The sequence below is a fragment of the Nocardia arthritidis NBRC 100137 genome, assembly GCF_001612765.1.
Taxonomy (GTDB): domain Bacteria; phylum Actinomycetota; class Actinomycetes; order Mycobacteriales; family Mycobacteriaceae; genus Nocardia; species Nocardia arthritidis.
The window spans coordinates 128213-146689 of the sequence record NZ_BDBB01000015.1; the positions used below are offsets into that span (position 1 = coordinate 128213).

At 70.1% G+C, this 18477-nt stretch carries 16 protein-coding genes; 7 read left to right on the plus strand and 9 right to left on the minus strand.

The features are described 5' to 3' along the window. Window positions 1-22 precede the first annotated feature (22 nt). The 3 genes from NA8_RS12620 to NA8_RS12630 all read right to left on the minus strand — a co-directional run bounded on the left by NA8_RS12620 (window position 23) and on the right by NA8_RS12630 (window position 3378). A complete protein-coding gene (locus tag NA8_RS12620; RefSeq protein ID WP_063050558.1) occupies window positions 23-1186 on the minus strand; it encodes an alpha/beta hydrolase in 1164 nt (387 codons plus the stop codon). Between the two features lie 372 nt (window positions 1187-1558). After that, the gene (gene bioD / locus NA8_RS12625) at window positions 1559-2233 is read right to left on the minus strand and encodes a dethiobiotin synthase (RefSeq protein ID WP_063050559.1); all 675 of its coding nucleotides are present in this window, start codon (window positions 2231-2233) and stop codon (window positions 1559-1561) included. Continuing rightward, the gene (locus tag NA8_RS12630) at window positions 2230-3378 is read right to left on the minus strand and encodes an 8-amino-7-oxononanoate synthase (protein ID WP_063050560.1); all 1149 of its coding nucleotides are present in this window, start codon (window positions 3376-3378) and stop codon (window positions 2230-2232) included. Before NA8_RS12630 ends, bioD begins: the two co-directional genes overlap by 4 nt. A gap of 73 nt (window positions 3379-3451) precedes the next feature. On the opposite strand from NA8_RS12630, the gene NA8_RS33730 reads away from it, so the two are divergent. Then, window positions 3452-3826: a hypothetical protein gene (locus NA8_RS33730; RefSeq protein ID WP_157106664.1), complete on the plus strand. Its 375-nt coding sequence runs from the start codon at window positions 3452-3454 to the stop codon at window positions 3824-3826. On the opposite strand, the gene NA8_RS12640 is transcribed toward NA8_RS33730, so the two are convergent. Beyond that, window positions 3813-4295 carry a MarR family winged helix-turn-helix transcriptional regulator gene (locus tag NA8_RS12640; protein WP_157106665.1) on the minus strand — a complete coding sequence of 161 codons (483 nt, stop codon included), beginning with the start codon at window positions 4293-4295 and terminating at the stop codon, window positions 3813-3815. The two genes, NA8_RS33730 and NA8_RS12640, sit on opposite strands and share 14 nt — an antisense overlap. 59 nt (window positions 4296-4354) lie before the next feature. On the opposite strand from NA8_RS12640, the gene NA8_RS12645 reads away from it, so the two are divergent. Then, window positions 4355-4726 carry a cupin domain-containing protein gene (locus NA8_RS12645; RefSeq protein ID WP_063050562.1) on the plus strand — a complete coding sequence of 124 codons (372 nt, stop codon included), beginning with the start codon at window positions 4355-4357 and terminating at the stop codon, window positions 4724-4726. A 4-nt stretch (window positions 4727-4730) separates the two neighbouring features. Here the strand turns inward: NA8_RS12645 and NA8_RS12650 are convergent, their stop codons facing one another. Continuing rightward, entirely contained in the window at window positions 4731-6011 is a 1281-nt protein-coding gene (locus tag NA8_RS12650) for an adenosylmethionine--8-amino-7-oxononanoate transaminase (protein ID WP_063050563.1), read from the minus strand. 291 nt (window positions 6012-6302) lie between these two features. Between NA8_RS12650 and glgX the strand changes: the two genes are divergently transcribed. Both glgX and treY read left to right on the plus strand, forming a co-directional pair. After that, complete coding sequence (gene glgX / locus NA8_RS12655) at window positions 6303-8423, plus strand: glycogen debranching protein GlgX (protein ID WP_063050564.1); 2121 nt, start codon at window positions 6303-6305, stop codon at window positions 8421-8423. Window positions 8424-8458: 35 nt separating this feature from the next. Further along, window positions 8459-10867, plus strand: coding sequence for a malto-oligosyltrehalose synthase (gene treY / locus NA8_RS12660; RefSeq protein ID WP_063050610.1), 2409 nt, complete (start codon window positions 8459-8461; stop codon window positions 10865-10867). Here treY and NA8_RS12665 read toward each other — a convergent pair. Continuing rightward, window positions 10853-12064 (minus strand): T6SS phospholipase effector Tle1-like catalytic domain-containing protein, encoded by a 1212-nt coding sequence (locus NA8_RS12665; protein WP_084466738.1) that lies wholly within the window; start codon window positions 12062-12064, stop codon window positions 10853-10855. The two genes, treY and NA8_RS12665, sit on opposite strands and share 15 nt — an antisense overlap. A gap of 93 nt (window positions 12065-12157) precedes the next feature. Further along, complete coding sequence (locus NA8_RS12670) at window positions 12158-12391, minus strand: hypothetical protein (protein ID WP_063050565.1); 234 nt, start codon at window positions 12389-12391, stop codon at window positions 12158-12160. 87 nt (window positions 12392-12478) lie between these two features. On the opposite strand from NA8_RS12670, the gene NA8_RS12675 reads away from it, so the two are divergent. Next, on the plus strand, window positions 12479-12913 hold the full coding sequence (locus NA8_RS12675; RefSeq protein ID WP_063050566.1) for a nitroreductase family deazaflavin-dependent oxidoreductase: 435 nt from the start codon (window positions 12479-12481) through the stop codon (window positions 12911-12913). Window positions 12914-12980: 67 nt separating this feature from the next. Beyond that, a complete protein-coding gene (gene ilvA, locus NA8_RS12680; protein ID WP_157106666.1) occupies window positions 12981-14345 on the plus strand; it encodes a threonine ammonia-lyase IlvA in 1365 nt (454 codons plus the stop codon). A 110-nt stretch (window positions 14346-14455) separates the two neighbouring features. Here the strand turns inward: ilvA and NA8_RS12685 are convergent, their stop codons facing one another. Together NA8_RS12685 and treZ are read right to left on the minus strand one after the other, a co-directional pair. Then, window positions 14456-15706 carry a serine hydrolase domain-containing protein gene (locus NA8_RS12685; protein WP_063050567.1) on the minus strand — a complete coding sequence of 417 codons (1251 nt, stop codon included), beginning with the start codon at window positions 15704-15706 and terminating at the stop codon, window positions 14456-14458. Window positions 15707-15816: 110 nt separating this feature from the next. Continuing rightward, the gene (treZ, locus tag NA8_RS12690; protein WP_157106667.1) at window positions 15817-17559 is read right to left on the minus strand and encodes a malto-oligosyltrehalose trehalohydrolase; all 1743 of its coding nucleotides are present in this window, start codon (window positions 17557-17559) and stop codon (window positions 15817-15819) included. Between the two features lie 300 nt (window positions 17560-17859). Here treZ and NA8_RS12695 point away from each other — a divergent pair, with 300 nt between their 5' ends. After that, complete coding sequence (locus NA8_RS12695) at window positions 17860-18477, plus strand: class I SAM-dependent methyltransferase (protein ID WP_063050568.1); 618 nt, start codon at window positions 17860-17862, stop codon at window positions 18475-18477.

Genomic DNA, 18477 nt, shown 5'->3' on the forward strand with positions numbered 1-18477 from the left:
GTCTCAGCCTGGTTCGAACCCCTCAGCGCGGCGGCGCGGCCACCATCGTCGACCGGACCTGCTGCTGGTAGCGCTGCAGGAACGGCAGAATCTGCTGCTCGATCACCGTGTTGTATTCCCGTGGGCGCTGCATCGGGTTGGCGTGCCCGGTGTTTCGCGCGAGCACCACCAGCAGCGTGCCGTCCACGCCGCCGGATCGCTCGATCAGCGCCCGGTGGGAATACTCGACGTCGACCACGCGGTCGGAGCTCGCGTCGCGCGGCCGGATGAAGACGATGGCGGGTCGCGGCTTGTCCGCCACGGGCTGGGCCAGAGTGCGCAAGTCGTGGGTCGCGCCACCGGCCACGATCGCGGTGAACTGGGATTCGATCAGACCGTTGCTCGCGGCGTCGCGTGAGACGATCTTGTCCCGCATCACTTCCGCCAGCACCTCGCCGAGCTTGCCGAACTCGAGCCCGAACGGCCCGTCGCCGCGGTCGAGAAAACGGTCCCGGCGGGCGTAGGTCTCCACGGCCAGCCGCAGGCTGCGGCTTTCCCGGGCGCCGGGCAGCCAGCCCATCCAGCGCAGCATGTCCTCCCCGCGACCGCGGCTCTCCGGACGGACCGCGTTCAAGTCCACCGGTGTGCAGTCCAGGATGACCCCGGCCAGCCTGCGGTCGCTGTCGCGGTGGATGTGCTCGGCGACCTCGAGCGCGATCACGCCGCCCATACTGTGGCCGACGAGCACGACATTGCGCAGGCCGGACAGTTCGGCGGCGCGGACGATGAGGTCGGCGATCACCTTGGTGTCGATGCCCTGGTTGTCGTAGCGGATCGCCCACACCATGCCCATCCGGCGCAGCGCGGGCAGCGCGGCGGCGATGTCACTGGCATCGAGACCGCCGAGCCCGACCAGGTCCACCACGACGGTGTCCCAGTTCTGCGAGTCCGCCGGCGGGGCGACGGGCAGGATGGCGGGCTCGGTGCGCGCCAGCCGCGCTTGTTCCGGCGCGACGTCGTACTTCCAGTACTGCGCGAACACCACGAGTCCGGCCAGCAGCAGTGCGGCCACCCGAAGCAGCGTCACCTTGGTACGGCGCAACGTCTTCCACCCGTGCCCCAGGCTCGTGTCCCGCAGCCGAGCTCGGCGTCGCGCGTCGTCCCAGTCGGAGACGGTGGACGGGTGCCGGGCGTCCATCGGCGACATCCATCCCACTGTAGGCACGGGTGCGGAGGGTCGCCACGAACCCGCTACCGCTCAGCGTGCCGCCGCGCGCATGGCCGCGAGTTTGCCCGACGAGACGCACCGACCGAGTCTTTGTCTTCGGGCGCGACGGCTTCCGGCCACAGCGGCGTGCACTGACTTCGACATCGGTGCCGCCCCCGGGGTCGTGCAGCGAGCAGGTGATGGTTTTGCTCACCGGTCGCCGCAGGGTCGACGGGTTCGCACGAGATGATCTGCCTCACTGTTCGTACGGAACAGCCGTGCGGAACGCGCCGTGGTGGGTGTCACTGTGCGCGGTGGTCTTGCCGGTGCCGGTGGGTTCGTCGTAGGTATGTCGCCAACCGGTCCGGCTCGTCAGCGAAAAGGTGACCAGGCGGGATCGAACCACCCCGCGGCGGCGGCGGTGAATCGCGCGCGCTGCCAGCCGCCCGCGCCTTCCGGCACCGAGCCCACCAGGTCGACGCCGGTGACGCGGGACAGATCGGTGCGGTTGCACTCGGCGGCGAGGTCCGGTTCGGTGGGCCAGGAGCCGATCACCAGGCCCGCGCACCGCACGCCCGCCGATTGCAGTGCGCGGGTGGTCAGTTCGGTGTGGTTGAGCGTGCCCAGCCCGGCGGCGGTGACCAGCAGGACGGGTGCGCCGAGTTTCTGGGCGAGGTCGAGCAAGGTGAAATCGCCCAGGCGCACCAGCAGTCCGCCCGCGCCCTCGACCAGGACCAGGTCGGCGTCCGCGAGGGAGTCGACGGCGGCGGCGGTGTCGGCGAGCGTCAGCTCGGGCAGCCCGGCGCGGCGTGCTGCGGTGTCGGGCGCCAGCGGGTCCGGGTAGCGGGCGAGTTCGACCGTCCGGGTGACGCCCGACAGCCGCTCGATCTCGGCGAGGTCACCCGGTTCGCCTGCCGCGACACCGGTCTGGCCCGGCTTGCACACCGCCACCGAACGACCGCTTGCCCGCGCGACGGCGGCGACGGCCGCGGTGACGACGGTCTTGCCGACGTCGGTGGAGGTTCCGGTGATCAGCAGGACGGTCACGCGGGCACCGCCTCTCGCGCCTCGGCCAGCACCTCGCCGAGCACCGCCGCGATGGCATCGAGTTCGACCGCGGTGAGGTTCGCCCGAGCGGTCAGGCGCAGTCGCGACGTGCCTTCTGGAACCGTCGGCGGACGGAAGCAACCCACGTCCAGCCCGCGTGCCCGGCAGGCCTGAGCGGCGTCGAAGGCCACCTGCGCCGGGCCGAGCACGACCGACACTACCGCCGACGGCGGCGTGGGCACCCCGGCGATCCGGGCGATGTCGGCGGCGCGGTTCAGCACCCGATCGGCCAGCTCCGGTTGGGAGCGCAGCAGGCGCAGCGCGGCCCGCGCGGCGCCGACGGCGGCGGGCGCGAGACCGGTGTCGAAGATGAACGTGCGCGCGGCATCGATGAGGTGGGCGCGCACCCGCGCACTGGCCAGCACCACACCGCCCTGCGCGGCAAGGGATTTCGACAGCGTGGCGGTGATCACCAGGTCCGGCGCCCCGGCCAGCCCGCACTCGTGCACCAGCCCGCGCCCGCCCGCGCCGCGCACGCCGAGGCCGTGCGCCTCGTCCACCACGAGCACCGCCCCGTTGGCCCTGGTCACCCGGAGCAGTTCGGTCAGTGGCGCGAGATCGCCGTCGGCGCTGAACACCGAATCGGTGAGTACGAGCGCGCGTTCCTCGGTGCGCTCCGACAGCAGCCGGTCCACCGCCGCGACGTCGAGATGCGGCGCGATCTCCACCCGGGCGCGCGACAGCCGGCACGCGTCCACCAGCGAGGCGTGACTAGCGGCGTCGGAGATCACCAGCGAGCCGCGCCCGGCGAGCGCGGTGACCGCGCCCAGGTTGGCCGCGTACCCGGATGCGAACACGAGTCCCGCTTCGGCGCCGACGAATTCGGCCAGCTCCGTCTCCAGCAGTTCGTGCTCCGCGGTGGTGCCGGTGACCAGGCGCGACCCGGTCGCCCCCGCGCCCCAGCGGCGCACCGCGTCGATGGCGCCTTCGATCACCTCGGGGTGGCGGACCAGGCCCAGGTAGTCGTTGGAGGCGAGATCGATCGACGACGCCTGTGCGGCGCGCGGGCGCAGCTCGCGGCGCAGTCCCGCGGCCGCGCGCGCGGACGCGCGTTCGTCCAACCAGCTCAGCGGATCGGTAGTCACAGCTCCGCAGCATACTTGAACGCTGTTCAGGACGCCCACCCACTGGCCCGCTGGTACCGTTGAGCCAACGTTGGTGGTTGTCACCGGCCTGCGGTGGCGAAGTTTCACCGGGGAGGAACACAGCCGGATGCCGCGGTGGGCGATAGTCGTCGAGGAAACAACGGGCTCGGGGGAGCAAAAGCGCTGGTCACCCCGGATTCTCACCGAAGTGGTCGGTACGCGCGCACAGGCATTGGCGAAGCTGGCCGGCGTGCTGCCCACCTACACCCCGGAACATCCCAAACTGCGCGGCCGCCGCATCGTCCTGCGCGACGGCGACACCTACTTGCTGATGGTTCGCGGCTGGTCGGACGACTACCACTGCATCTTCCGGGTGTGGGAGATGGTGTCGGACAGCGATCGTCCGGAGATCCCCGGCACCCCGCACGACAAGCTCACGGACCGGTGAACCAATTCGGCGTATCGAGCCGGAACACCTCACCGGGCGTCAGCACGCGCAGATCGCGTTCCAACTCGGCCAGCCGGTGCGCGCCGAGCAGGTTCGCCCAGCGGTCGTGGATCCGGTCGAAGGCGCGCGCCGATCGGGTCAAGACGTCCTCGGCGCGCTCGGTCAGCGTGTAGACCTTGCGGCGAGCGTCGGTCGGATCGTGCCCGCGACGCAGGTAGCCCAGCCGCTCGAGCGTCTCGATGTGCTTGCCCGCGGCCTGTTTCGAGACGCCGAGCGCGCGCCCGAGGTCCGCGGCCGTGCAGCCGTAGGGTCCGCCCGCGCGGCCGACCGCCTGGAAGACGAACCCGTGCATCGGCCGCAACTCGACATGCCCGTGCTCGGCCAGTTCGGCGTGCACCTCGTCGACCACGGCACGGAAACCGAGCAGCATGCGCAGCGGCAACTCGTAACCACCCGCGTCACTTGACATGATGGACAACCTCGTTGACTATATAGACAACCATGTTGTCTATCTTAGGTGGTAGCCCGATGACCGTCATCCGACACTCCGACACCCGCCGCACCGAAACCGCCGGCGGCGTCATGACCACACTCGCCTCTCCCACCCAGGGCGGCTCCGGGCTCGCGCTGTGGCGGGTCGAGGTACCCGCGGACACGGCCGGACCGCTGCACTTCATCGACGCCGAACAGATCTGGACCGTCCTCGCGGGAGGCGCCGACATCGCGCTCGACGGCACGGAACTCACTGCCGCCGAGGGCGATACGGTGATCCTCCCGGCGAATGTCCTGCGGCAGGTGCGCACCCGGAACGGCTTCACCGCCATCGTCACCGCACCGGCGGGCGCCCGCGCCGGAACACCGGACGGCGACGGCACGATCGTCCCGCCGTGGATCGCCTGACCGGTCACCGAGCGGTCTGCGCGGCCACCGCGGCGCGCATCCCGGCGGTGATCGTCGCGATGTCGCCGGACGTGCTGATGAACGGCGGCATGGTGTACACCAGGTTGCGGAACGGACGCAGCCACACCCCGGCGGCCACCGCGGCGTCGGTCGCGGCGCGCATGTCCACCGGACGGTCCAGCTCGATCACGCCGATCGCACCGAGCACCCGCACCTCCACCACGCCCGGCAGGCCGCGCACCGGAGCCAGGCCCGCCGCCAGCTCCGCCTCGATCCGGGCCACCTCGCCGCGCCAGTCGCGCGAGCGCAGCAACTCGATCGACGCGACGGCGACCGCGCAGGCCAGCGGGTTGCCCATGAACGTGGGACCGTGCATGAGCCCGCCGTGCGCCGCGCTGATCGTCTCGGCGATCCGCGTGGTGCACAGGGCCGCGGCGAGGGTGAGATAGCCGCCGGTCAGCGCCTTGCCCACGCACATCACATCCGGGCTCACCCCTGCCACGTCGGCCGCGAACAGCGTTCCGGTGCGGCCGAATCCGGTCGCGATCTCGTCGAAGACCAGCAGCACGCCGTGTTCGTCGCACAGCCTGCGCAGGTCGGTGAGATAGCCGGGGTGGTGCCAGCGCATCCCGCCCGCCCCCTGGACGAGCGGCTCAACCACGACCGCCGCGAGTTCGCCCGCGTGCGCGGCGATCAGGCGCTCCAGTTCCGCCGCGTACTCCGGCCGGTACTCACTCGGCGGCACCGGCGCGAACACCTGGTTCACCAGGATGTCGGTCCACAGCGAGTGCATGCCGCCCTCGGGGTCGCACACACTCATCGGCGTGAACGTGTCGCCGTGGTACCCGCCGCGCCAGGTGAGCAGCCGCCGTTTCTCCGGCTTGCCCAGCGAGCGCCAGTACTGCAGGCACATCTTCACGGCGACCTCGACCGACACCGAGCCGGAGTCGCACAGGAACACTTTGTCCAGCCCGGCCGGTGTCGATTCGACCAGCAGTGCGGCCAGCCGGGCCGCGGGCTCGTGGGTGAGCCCGCCGAACATCACGTGACTCATCCGCCGCGACTGGTCGACCAGCGCGGCGTCGAGCACCGGATGCCGGTATCCGTGGATGGCGGCCCACCAGGAACTCATGCCGTCGACCAGCTCGCGGCCGTCGGCCAAGGTCAGCCTGGTGCCCGCGGCGGCGGCCACCACCAGCGGTTCGGTCGTCGCGGGGAAGCCACCGTAGGGATGCCAGACGTGTTCGGCGTCGAGTGCGGTGATCTCGTCGGGGGTCAGTGCCACAGGAATCCTCGCGTCACGGCCCCGGCCGTCCGGGGCGGCTTGAACGCCGTTCAAGTTAGCACCCGAGCTGGTTGGCTACCTCGAGCAGGTCGGCGGAGTTCGGCCGTTTCCCGCCCGAGCGGGCCGCTGTCCGGCCTTCCCGCGACGGGCCGCACCCGGCGGTCTCGAGCGCGTCGCGGTACTTCTCGGCTACCGCCGCCGCTGGCCGGAAAACGCTTTCGACCTCCCCTGATCCGGTCGGCTGGAACCACCCGCACTGCGGAGTGCCCCGCTGGCGCTACTGTCGTTGCCATGGCTCAGCCCGACGCAGCGCCCGGCGACGCGACCCCACTGGGTGTCTGGCCCGGCACCGCCTATCCCCTCGGGGCCACCTACGACGGCGCGGGCACCAATTTCTCGGTGTTCTCGGAGGTTGCCGACGCGGTCGAACTCTGTCTGATCGACGGGGACGGCGCCGAGACGCGGATCGCGCTCGACGAGGTCGACGGCTATGTCTGGCATGCCTACCTTCCCGCGATCGATCCCGGTCAGCGCTACGGATTCCGGGTGCACGGCCCCTACGACCCCGACCGCGGCTTACGCTGCGACCCGAGCAAGTTGCTGCTCGATCCGTACGGCAAGGCGTTCGACGGCGACTTCGACGATGACCCCTCGCTCTACACCTACGGACTGGACTCGCTCGGCCACACCATGACCGGCGTGGTGATCAACCCGTACTTCGACTGGGGCGCCGACCGCGCGCCCAACCGCCCCTACCACGAGACCGTGATCTACGAGGCGCACGTCAAGGGCATGACGATGACCCATCCCGACGTGCCCGAGGAATTGCGCGGCACCTACTCGGGCATCGCGCACCCCGCGATCGTGGATCACTTGAAAGGGTTGGGCGTCACCGCGATCGAGCTGATGCCGGTGCACCAGTTCCTGCACGATCGTGTGCTGCTGGACCAGGGACTGCGCAATTACTGGGGCTACAACAGCTTCGGCTACCTCGCGCCGCACAACGGGTACGCGACGATGGACCGCGCCGGGTCGGCGGTCACCGAGTTCAAGGCGATGGTGCGCGCACTGCACGCCGAGGGCATCGAGGTGATCCTCGATGTGGTCTACAACCACACCGCCGAGGGCAACCATCGCGGTCCCACGATCGGCTTCCGCGGCATCGACAACGCCGCCTATTACCGCCTGGTGGACGACGATCCCTCGCACTACATGGATTACACGGGCACCGGCAACAGCCTCAACGTGCGCCACCCGCACACCTTGCAGCTGATCATGGACTCGCTGCGCTACTGGGTGCTGGAGATGCACGTCGACGGCTTCCGCTTCGATCTGGCCGCGACGCTGGCGCGGGAGCTGCACGACGTGGACCGGCTGTCGACCTTCTTCGACCTGGTGCAGCAGGATCCGGTGGTGAGCCAGGTCAAGCTCATCGCCGAACCGTGGGATGTCGGCGAGGGCGGCTACCAGGTCGGCAATTTTCCCGGCCTGTGGACGGAATGGAACGGCAAGTTCCGCGACACCGTGCGCGACTACTGGCGCGGTGAACCGGCGACACTGGGTGAGTTCGCCTCTCGGCTCACCGGCTCCTCGGACCTCTACGAGGCCACCGGCCGCAGGCCGAGCGCGAGCATCAACTTCGTCACCGCGCACGACGGATTCACGTTGCACGACCTGGTGTCCTACAACGAGAAACACAACGAGGCCAACGGCGAGGACAACCGGGACGGCGAGAGCTGGAACCGCTCGTGGAACTGCGGCGTCGAAGGGCCGACCGACGATCCGGACATCCTCGCCCTGCGCGCCAGGCAGAGCCGCAACCTGCTCGCGACGCTGATGCTCAGCCAGGGTGTGCCGATGCTCGCGCACGGCGACGAGATGGGCCGCACCCAGCACGGCAACAACAACGTCTACTGCCAGGACTCGCCGCTGGCCTGGATGGACTGGTCGCTGCGGGAGGAGAACGCCGAGCTGCTCGAATTCACCCGCGCGGTGATCGCGTTGCGCACCGAGCACCCGGTCTTCCGGCGCCGCCGCTTCCTGGCGGGCGGCCCGACCCGTTCGGCGGGCCACGCCCGCGACATCGCCTGGCTCACCCCCTCCGGCGAGGAGATGACCGAAGCGGACTGGGACAGCGGATTCGGCAAGTCGCTGGCGGTCTATCTCCACGGCGAGGCGATTCCCGAGCCCGGTCCCCGCGGCGAACGGATCACCGACGACTCGTTCCTGTTGTGTTTCAACGCCCACGACGAGGCCATCGACTTCGTGCTACCCCGCACCGGCGACGGCGGGGAATGGTCGGTGGCACTGGATTGCTCGACGCCGACCGGCCTGGCCGACGCCGGGTACCCCGGTGGCGCGACCGTCACCGTCGAAGCTCGCTGTCTCCTCGTCCTCCGCCAGGCCGCCTGACCAGAATGCCGATGAACCCACCCGATTCCACCGAGATGCACGTGACCGACCCGGTATCGCTGCGACGCAAGCCCGCCCGCCAGACGACGATCCGCAGCGCCTACCGGCTCCAGCTACGACCGGACGCACTGACCTTCGCCGAAGCGCGCGCCATCGCGGAATACCTCCAGCAGCTGGGCATTTCGCATCTCTACCTCTCGCCGATCCTGACCGCGACGCACGGCTCGACGCACGGCTACGACGTCACCGACCCGACCACGGTCTCCGCCGCCCTCGGCGGGCCGACCGGGCTCAAGGCCCTCGCCGACGAGGTGCGCAGCCGCGGCATGGGACTGATCGTGGACTTGGTGCCCAACCACGTCGGCGTGGCCGATCCGCGACAGAACGCCTGGTGGTGGGACGTCCTGCGGAACGGTCAAGAGTCCAGGTTCGCGTCGTACTTCGACATCGACTGGAGTCCCGGCAACGGCGCGGGCGGACGGCTGGCGCTGCCGGTGTTGCAGAGCGAGAACGATCCGGCGGCCTTGACCGTGGACCGCTCCGGCGCCGAACCCATGCTCGCGCTGCACGATCTGCGTTTCCCGATCGCACCGGGCACCGACGGCGACAACGCCCTGCGCATCCACGACAAGCAGCACTACCGGCTGGTGAGCTGGAAGGCCGGGCTGTGCACCTACCGGAGGTTCTTCGCGGTCAGCAGCCTGGCCGCGATCCGGCAGGAGAACCCCGAGGTCTTCGAGGTCACCCACCGGGAACTCGCCGCGTGGTGCGAGCACGACCTGATCGACGGCGTGCGCATCGACCATCCCGACGGTCTGGCCGATCCGGCAGGCTATCTGACCCGGTTGCGCAGGCTGATCGGCCCGCACCGGTTGCTGCTGGTGGAGAAGATCCTGGCCAACCGCGAGCCGTTGGACGCGACGCTGCCGATCGACGGCACCACCGGCTACGAGGCCCTGGCCGATTTCGGCGGCGTGCTGATCGATCCGCGCGGCGAACACGCGCTCACCGAACTCTCGCGCCGGGTCGCCGGGCACGGCAGCGACCGGGCCTGGATCGGCGAGACCGAGCACCGGATCAAGCGAGCGGTCGCGGAAACCATCCTGACGCCGGAGATCCGGCGGCTGGTCGCCGCGATCAAACAGGACGCGAACGCCGAGAGCTTCGACACCATGGCGCTGACCAACGCCACCATCGAGGTGCTGGCGTTCATGCCGGTGTACCGGGCCGACTACGCTCCGCTGGCCGGGATGGCGGGCGCGGTGATCGCCGAGGTGGAGAAGCGCAACAGCGAGCTCACCGCGCCGCTGGCGGTCCTGGTCGCGGCGCTGGCCGCCGACGGTGCCGCAGCGGTGCGCTTCAGCCAGGTCTGCGGCGCGGTGACCGCGAAGGCGGTCGAGGACACCATGTTCTATCAGGCCGCGCGGCTGGTCTCGTTGCAGGAGGTCGGCGGCAACCCGGCGCGTTTCGGTCACTCGCTCAACGAGTTCCACCTGTCCAACAGCCAGCGCGCGCAGCTGTGGCCCGCGACCTTGACCACTCTGTCCACGCACGACACCAAACGCGGCGAGGACGTGCGCGCCCGCATCGGCGTCCTGTCCCAGGCCGCGGAGACCTGGGCGCGCAGCGTCGACTCCTGGCTGGAGACCGCTCCTGCGCCGGACGGCGCGACGGCGCTGTTCCTGCTGCAGAACATGTTCGGCGTGTGGCCCGCGGACGGCAGGCCCGCCGCCTCGGTGCCCGGCCTGCGCGAACGCCTGCACGCGTTCGCCGAGAAAGCGATCAGGGAGGCGAATACCAAGACCTCCTGGGAGGAGCCGGACGCCGAGTTCGAGTCCGCCGTGCACGCGTGGCTGGACGCGGTGATCGACGGGCCGGTGGGCTCCGAGCTCGGCGACCTGGTGCACGAGCTGGCCCCGCACGCCTGGTCGGACTCGCTGTCGCAGAAACTGCTGCAACTGTGCGGACCGGGCATTCCGGACGTCTATCAGGGTTGTGAGCTGTGGGAGGACTCCCTCGTCGACCCGGACAACCGCAGGCCGGTGGATTTCGCCGCCCGCGCGGGCATGCTCCAGTCGCTCACCGGCACACCGGCGCTGGACACCACCGGCGCGGCGAAGATGTGGATCGTCGCCTACGCGCTGTGGTTGCGCCGCGAGCGTCCCGATTGCTTCGTCGGCGGCACCTACCGGCCGCTGTTCGCCACCGGCGACCACGCGGCCAAGGTGGTGTCCTATGCCCGCGGCCGCACCGGTGAACCGCCCGAGGTCATCGTCGCCGCCACCCGGCACAGCGTGAGCCTGGCCGAGACCGGGTGGGGCGATACGTTCCTCGACCTGCCCGCGGGCAGCTGGACCGACCGGTTGACCGGCCACACCTTCCAGGGCCGGGCCAGGCTGGAGAAGATGTTCGGCAGGCTGCCCGTGGCGCTACTGGTGCGCTGAGAGCTCGAGCGGGGGCGCGTCGGGCACCGCGGGAACCCGCTCGAGTTCCTTCGCGAATACGCCGCGCACCTGCTCGAAGGTCTTCTCCGGGATCACGCCGCCCAACTCTTCGCGCCAGCGCCGTAGATTCGCGGGATGATAGTCCAGCGCGTCCCGCGTGCTGACCGACAGCCGGACGCCTGAATCGGTGGGCGTGGCGATCCGCCGCCAGGAATCCCAGTGGAAGCGGCGGCTGCGCGGATTGCGCAGGGTGCGCACCACATTCAGAACGCGGTAGCCGATGCTCAGCGAATCGTGCAGCCGCATGTGATCACCCTTGGTGGTGTCGCAGCGCTTGGACAGCGCGTCCAGCCGATCCCGGTCGAAGGCCAGCCCGACCGACTCCGCCTCCCGGACCATCCATTGCAACGTCGCGTCGGACAGGCCGCATTCGGCGTAGCCGCCGCCGATATCGGTGTGCACGCCGGGAAACCACACCTGCTTGACCCGCTCGAAACCGCGCCGGTACTTCACGGTCGGTTCGACCGGTACCTCCCACACGGACGGTTCGAAGTTGCGCCGCCGTTCGTCGATGGCCAGCGCCTGGCGGGCGCAGTGCACATGGCGGGAGAGCTTGACGTCGTGGAAGCGGTGCCGCAGCGAGGTGACGCCGGGGACGCCCAGCGCGCCGACGGTGTCGAACACGCCGAGGAAGTCGATCTTCGCTCTCCTGCAGTTCTTCCGGCGGAACTCCTGCCATTCCTCCGGCTCGGCCGGATCCGGGTCCTCGGGCGTCGGCGCGGGCGGGCGCTGCCGATAGATGCGCAAGGCGTCCGGGTACTTGCCCGCGATCATCGCTTCCGGGGTCATGATCCCGATCCTGCTGATCAGGCCGGCCAGGCTGCGCGCGGTGAAGGCGCCGCGACTGAAGCCGAAGATGTAGATCTCGTCGCCCTTTTCCCAGTTCAGGGCGAGATGCCAGTAAGCGGACGACAGGTTCGCCTCGAGGCCGAGTCCGAAGGCGCCGCCCAGCAGGCGATCGCTGAGGAAGCCGCGGGCGCCCGGGCCGGAGACGTAGGTGACCCACTGCTGGATCGTCTCCCCCGCCGGGCCCGGCGCGTCGAACCGGATCGTCTGCGCGATCTTGACGATGTTCGACACCGTGCTGCTCGACTCGGCCTTCCAAGTGCCGTCGCAACATACAACGAGACGTTTCATGCGCTGATCCTCCCGCCGGCGTCCCACCGAAACCCGCGTATTCCACTACTCGAATTCATCGCGTGAGACGGGAAAGCGTTAATGCGGGGGAAGCTACGGCATGTCGCCGGGCCGCTCGCCCAGACCCGCGAGCGCCAGGCCGATCAGCCACCGCGCCGCCGCGAGCGCCGCCGCCGCCAGCACCGCGATCTGCGGCGAGCCCGTGATCAGGACCAGGACCAGGCAGGTCGCCAGCCCGACGACGAGTGCGTCGAGCTTGTAGGCCGGCCACGCGCTACCGGCGATGTCGATCGTGGTGCCGCGCGCCGAAGAGTGAACGACCGCCATCTCCTCAGGGTAGTCGGAATCAGAAGTTCGGGCCAGCGAACTTTTGTCGCGGGGAACACACCGATTCGCCGCGGCGTTGCGGCAGACATGCCACTGACAGGTGAATACGAACCGAGCACATCCGACTGGGCCCGCGAGCAAGCCGAGAAGTACGAGAACTCCGGCGGCACCGAGGGCGCGACCTTGCAGGGCAAGCCCATCATCCTGCTCACCACCAAGGGCGCGAAGAGCGGCAAGCTGCGCAAGACTCCGCTGATGCGAGTCGAGCACAACGGCGAGTACGCGGTGGTCGCCTCCTTGGGCGGCGCGCCGAAGCACCCTGTCTGGTACTACAACATCAAGGCCGAACCGCACGTTGAGTTGCGCGACGGCACGGTCAACAAGGACTACACCGCGCGCGAGGTCTTCGGCGAGGAGAAGGCACAGTGGTGGGAGCGCGCTGTCGAGGTGTGGCCGGACTATGCGAACTACCAGACCAAGACCGACCGCCAGATCCCCGTCTTCGTCCTCACACCCAGGTAGTTCCTACGCAGGTAGCCCAGCGTGTCATTGCCACCCGCCGCAGCTCACCGCTGCCGCGGGTGGCACCATGATTCGGGTGTCCGATCCGCTTGCTGTCCTCGACGCACTGTCCGCTTCTCGCCCCGCGCTCACCGCGGACGAGATCGATGCTGCCGCCAAGCGAATTGCCGACGTCATCGATCCGACGCCGCTCCAGCACAGCGAGCGGCTGTCCAAGCTCACCGGGGCGAACGTCTATCTGAAACGCGAAGACCTCAGCGCGGTTCGCTCCTACAAGCTGCGCGGCGCCTACAACCTGGTGATCCAGCTGACCGAGGCCGAACGCGCCGCGGGCGTGGTCGCGGCCAGCGCGGGCAACCATGCCCAAGGCGTGGCGTTCGCCTGTCAGACGATGGGGATCAAGGGCCGCATCTACGTCCCGACCACGACACCGAAGCAGAAGCGCGATCGCATCCGGGTACACGGCGGCGAGTTCGTCGAGCTGATCGCGGTCGGCGAGACCTACGACGCCGCCGCCACGGCCGCCGCCGCCGACGTGGAGCGCACCGGCGCGACCATGGTGCCGCCGTTCGACGACGCGCGCACCGCCGCCGGTCAGGGCACCATCGCCGCGGAGATCCTGGGGCAATTGGACGGTACGCCGGACCTGGTGATCGTGCCGGTGGGCGGCGGCGGCTGCCTGGCCGGTATCGGCACCTACCTGCGGGCGCGTTCCCCGCGCACCGCCATCCTGGGCGTAGAGCCCGCGGGCGCCGCGTCGATGACGGCGGCCCTGGTGGCGGGCGGTCCGGTCACGCTGCCGGAGATCGACCCCTTCGTGGACGGCGCAGCGGTGCGCCGGGTCGGCGCCGTGCCGTACGCCGCGGTGGCCGGATTCGGCGGGCGAGTGGTCTCGCACGCCTCGCTGCCGCTGCTGACCGTCACCGAGTCGCCCAGGGGCGCGGGCGCTTTCCAGATGATGCAGGTCGACGAGGGCGCGATCTGCACGACCATGCTCGACCTGTACCAGAACGAGGGCATCATCGCCGAGCCCGCGGGCGCGCTCACCACGACGGCGCTGGCGGAGATCAGCGTGGAGCCCGGCTCCACGGTGGTGTGCCTGGTGTCCGGCGGCAACAACGATGTGTCCCGCTACGGCGAGATCATCGAACGCTCGCTCGTGCACAGCGGCCTCAAGCACTACTTCCTGGTGGATTTCCCGCAGGAACCCGGCGCGCTGCGCCGTTTCCTCAACGAGGTACTCGGCCCCGAGGACGACATCACCCTGTTCGAGTACGTCAAGCGCAACAACCGGGAGACGGGCGCGGCGCTGGTCGGCATCGAACTCGGCGCGCCGAACGGGCTGGGGCCGCTGCTGGAGCGGATGCGCCATTCCCCGATCCAGTGCGAGCGCCTCGAGCCCGATTCTCCGGCCTATCGCTATCTGACCTGAGCGAATTGTCCAGCGGTTCGAGCCGACCCGAGCGGGATGTCCGGCGGGTCGCCCCGGCCTGAGCCCCATCCTCGGCGGGTCGACCCACCTCAGCCGGACCCGCCGCCGGGTCAGGCCGCCTTGGGCGTTTGCGCCGCCGGTATCCGGCGGCGGGAAGCGCGCAGGCAGTTCATCATGAGCGGCAACAGCCAGAACGCCGCCGTCTGGTCGTAGCCGATCTGCGCGGCGGACAACCGGTTGTGCACGAAGCCGACCGACAGGCCCAGTCGGGGTTCGGCCCAGCCGAAGGAACCGCCGAGCCCGATGTGCCCGAACCCGGCGTGGGCACCCGGCGCCGGCAGCGAGTGGTAGCCCAGCCGCCACATCATCGGCAGGTAGAACAGCGCGCGGTCGGGCTGATAGGTCTCCACGCGGCGCAGCGCCTTCATAGTGCGGCGGCCGAGATACCTGCTGCCCGCCACAGTGCCGTCGCCCGCGAGCGCGCCGTACATCGTGGCCAGCGCGGGCGCGGTGCACACACCGTTGCCCGCGCCGAGTTCGGTCTCCAGGATCGGCGGGCTGGCGCCCTCGAGAATAGCTTCCAGACCGGGCAGGAACAGGCAGCGGGTGGCCGCGCCGAGCGCGCCGGGAATCCGGTGGCTACGGCCGAGAACCGCGGCCCCCAGCGGCCTTCCGAGCATGCTCAGCTGGGTGCCCGCCAGCGGCGCGTAGGTGATCGCCGCACCGGCCGGTGGCTTGCCCAGATGCAGACCGTCGATGCCGAGCGGCTCGGCGACCTCGGTTTGGAACAGTTCGGCCAGGCTCGTGCCGGTGATGGCGCGGGTCAGGCCGCCGACCAGCCAGCCGAAGGTGAGCGCGTGGTAGGTGGGCACGCCGAGTAGGCGGTCGGGCTTCGCCGCGGCCAGGCGCTGCTCCATCAGCTCGTGATCCAGCACGTCGGCCAGTCCGCCGGTGGCGAGCGGGGCCAGCGCGGACAGTCCCGCCCGGTGGGTGAGCAGCTGGCGGACGGTGATCTTGCGCTTGCCGTTGGCGCCGAATTCCGGCCAGTACTGCGCGACGGGCGCGGAGTAGTCGAGCAACCCGCGGTCGGCGAGACGATGCACGACGGTGGCGGCGATCCCCTTGGTGGCCGAGAAGATGATCGTGCCGGTGTCTCTGGTCCACGGAGCGTCACCCGCGGAACCGACCCAGATGTCGACCAGCGGCTCTCCGTGCCGGTGCAGCGTGAACGCCGCGCCCGCACCCCGGCGAGTGCCGAATGCCCGTGCGAAAGCACGCACGAACGGTGCGAATTCGGCGGCTGCGCTGCCACCCATCCCCGGGGGAAGAACCGCGAGGTCCCCGGAAGCGACGTTGCTCATCTCTCCACGGTAATGGCATGGGACGATTCCGGCAAAGCTCCTGTCTCGGACAGTTGCCCGGCCGTTATCCCGAAACTGCCCGAAAGGCGGCCCGGAGCTGGGGTTCCACGCTATCGGCGCGGGCCGGGCAGCGCGGTTTCCAGCAGGGTGAACGAGTGGCCGGGAACGGTTGTGGCGGAAGGGCCGATCGTCGGGGATTCCCAGGACAGCAGCGGGATGCCAGCGATCGGGATCGCGACCTGGTCCTCGCCGAGGTTGCACACCAGGGCCAGCGTGCCCCGGCGCACGACGATCCACCGCGCGGCCTCGTCGTAATCCACCGAAACGTGGGTCAGCCAGGGATCGCTGAGCTCCGGCCGGTCGCGGCGCAGGGCGAGCAGGGCGCGATAGCAGGACAGCAGCCGGGCGTGCTCCGGCTCGTCCGCCTCGGTCCAGTCGAGTTTGGAGCGCAGGAACGTCTTCACGTCCTGCGGGTCGGGCACCTCGCCCGCGGGCCAGCCGTGGGCGGCGAACTCCTTCTTGCGCCCGGATGCGGTGGCGGCGGCGATTTCTGGGTCGGTGTGCGAGGTGAAGAACTGGAACGGTGTGCGCGCCCCCCACTCCTCCCCCATGAACAGCATCGGCGTGAACGGGCCGCACAGGACGAGGGCGGCTTTGATCGCGAGCTGGCCGTCGGTCAGGTAGGCGCTGGGGCGGTCACCGAGCGCCCGGTTGCCGATCTGATCGTGGTCGCAGGTGTAGGCCAGCAGGGCGCTGCCCGGGATCAGGCCGCGATCGATCGGCCTGCCGTGGGTGCGGCCCCGGAAGCTGGAATACGTTGCGGCGTGGAAGAACCCGTGCTTCAGGGTGCGGGCCAGGCAGCGCAGCGAGCCGAAGTCGGCGTAATAGCCCTGCCGCTCACCGGAGACGGCGGTGTGCACGGCGTGGTGCAGGTCGTCGTTCCACTGCGCGGTCAGTCCGTAGCCGCCGGCCGCACGCGGGGTGATCAGCTTCGGGTCGTTGAGATCGCTCTCCGCGATCAGCGTCAGCGGCCTGCGCACGTGGGTGGCCAGCCGCTCGACGGCGACCGACAGCTCGGCCAGCAGGTGGGTGGCCGTGCGGTCGACCAGGGCGTGCACCGCGTCCAGGCGCAGCGCGTCGATATGGAAATCGCGCAACCAGCGCACCGCGTTGTCGAGGATGTATCCGCGCACATGGTCGGACTGCGGGCCGTCGAGGTTGAGACTCCGCCCCCAGGTGTTGTGGCCCTCGGTCAGGTAGGGCGCGAAGCGCGGCAGGTAGTTGCCGGACGGGCCGAGATGGTTGTAGACGACGTCCAGGCAGACCGCCAGCCCGCGGACATGGCAGGCGTTCACGAAGCGCTGGAGGCCGTCGGGCCCGCCGTAGCTCTCCTGCACCGCGTACCAGAGCACGCCGTCGTAGCCCCAGTTGTGCGTGCCGTCGAAGGCGTTCACCGGCATCACTGCGACCACGGTGACGCCCAGTCCGACGAGATGGTCCAGCCTTTCGATCGCGGCGTCGAAGGTGCCTTCGGGGGTGAACGTTCCGATGTGCAGTTCGTAGTAGACCGCACCGGCGTGCGGCCGCCCGGTCCAGCCCGCGTCGGTCCACCCCGTCGGATCGACGGTGTGCAGCGCCGAGCGGGCGTGCACCCCGTCGGGCTGGCGCGGCGAGCGGGGATCGGGCAGCACGGTCGGGTCGTCATCGAGCAGGAAGCCGTACCTCGCTCCGCTCGCGGCCGGAACATCGGTGCGCCACCACCCGTCCGGCGACCGAGTCATCGAGTGGACGACACCCTCCAGATCCAGTCGCACCGCCTCCGGCCGCGGCGCCCACACCTCGAACACAGTCACCGCGCCAGCATCGCACGGGCACGCCCGGCCCGCCGGACACGGATACCGGCCTCGGCGCAGCGGCGTGCGCGGCCACCGGATACGGAGGCCCACCCCGATCACAGCGACGTGCGGAGCCGCCGGACACAGACCCCGACCCCACGCCACAGCCGCTTGTGCGGTTCCGGCCGCCCGGCCAACCGGCTGAAGTCGCTTCACGTGGTCCGCGCAACCACGGTGACCGAGCCGGGCGCGGACACCCGCCGGGTTGTGGCCGTAGGACCCCTGGCCCGGACGGGCGATGCCTGCAAGAGTGTAGGCGTGGGTGTCTATGCGGAGCACGTGGTTCCCCGGATCGTCAACCTGGCCTGCGGGATGCGGGACCTGGATCCGCTGCGCGAGCGGGCGTGCGCCGGGCTGCACGGGCAGGTCGTGGAAGTGGGTTTCGGTTCGGGACTGAACGTGCCGTTCTACCCGGCGACGGTCGCGTCGGTGCGTGCGGTCGAGCCCGCCGATCTGGGCTGGCGGCTGGCGAGCGACCGCGTCACCGCCGCCACCGTGCCGATCGAGCGGGCCGGGCTGGACGGGCAGGCGCTGCCCTTCCCGGACGACACCTTCGACTGCGCGCTGTCGACCTGGACGATGTGCACCATCCCCGACATCGCCGCCGCGCTCGCCGAGGTGCGCCGAGTGCTCGTCCCCGGCGGAACCCTGCATTTCGTCGAACACGGGCTGGCGCCGGACGAGAAGGTGCGCAAGTGGCAGAACCGGCTGAACCCGGTCCAGAAACGACTGTTCGGCGGCTGCCACCTCAACCGCGACATTCGCGGCCTGGTGACAGACGCCGGTTTCGAGATCCGCGACGCCGAGTCGTTCTACGGGGAGCACGCTCCCCGCTTCCTGGTCGCCCAGACACTCGGTGTCGCGGTGTCGCCCTGA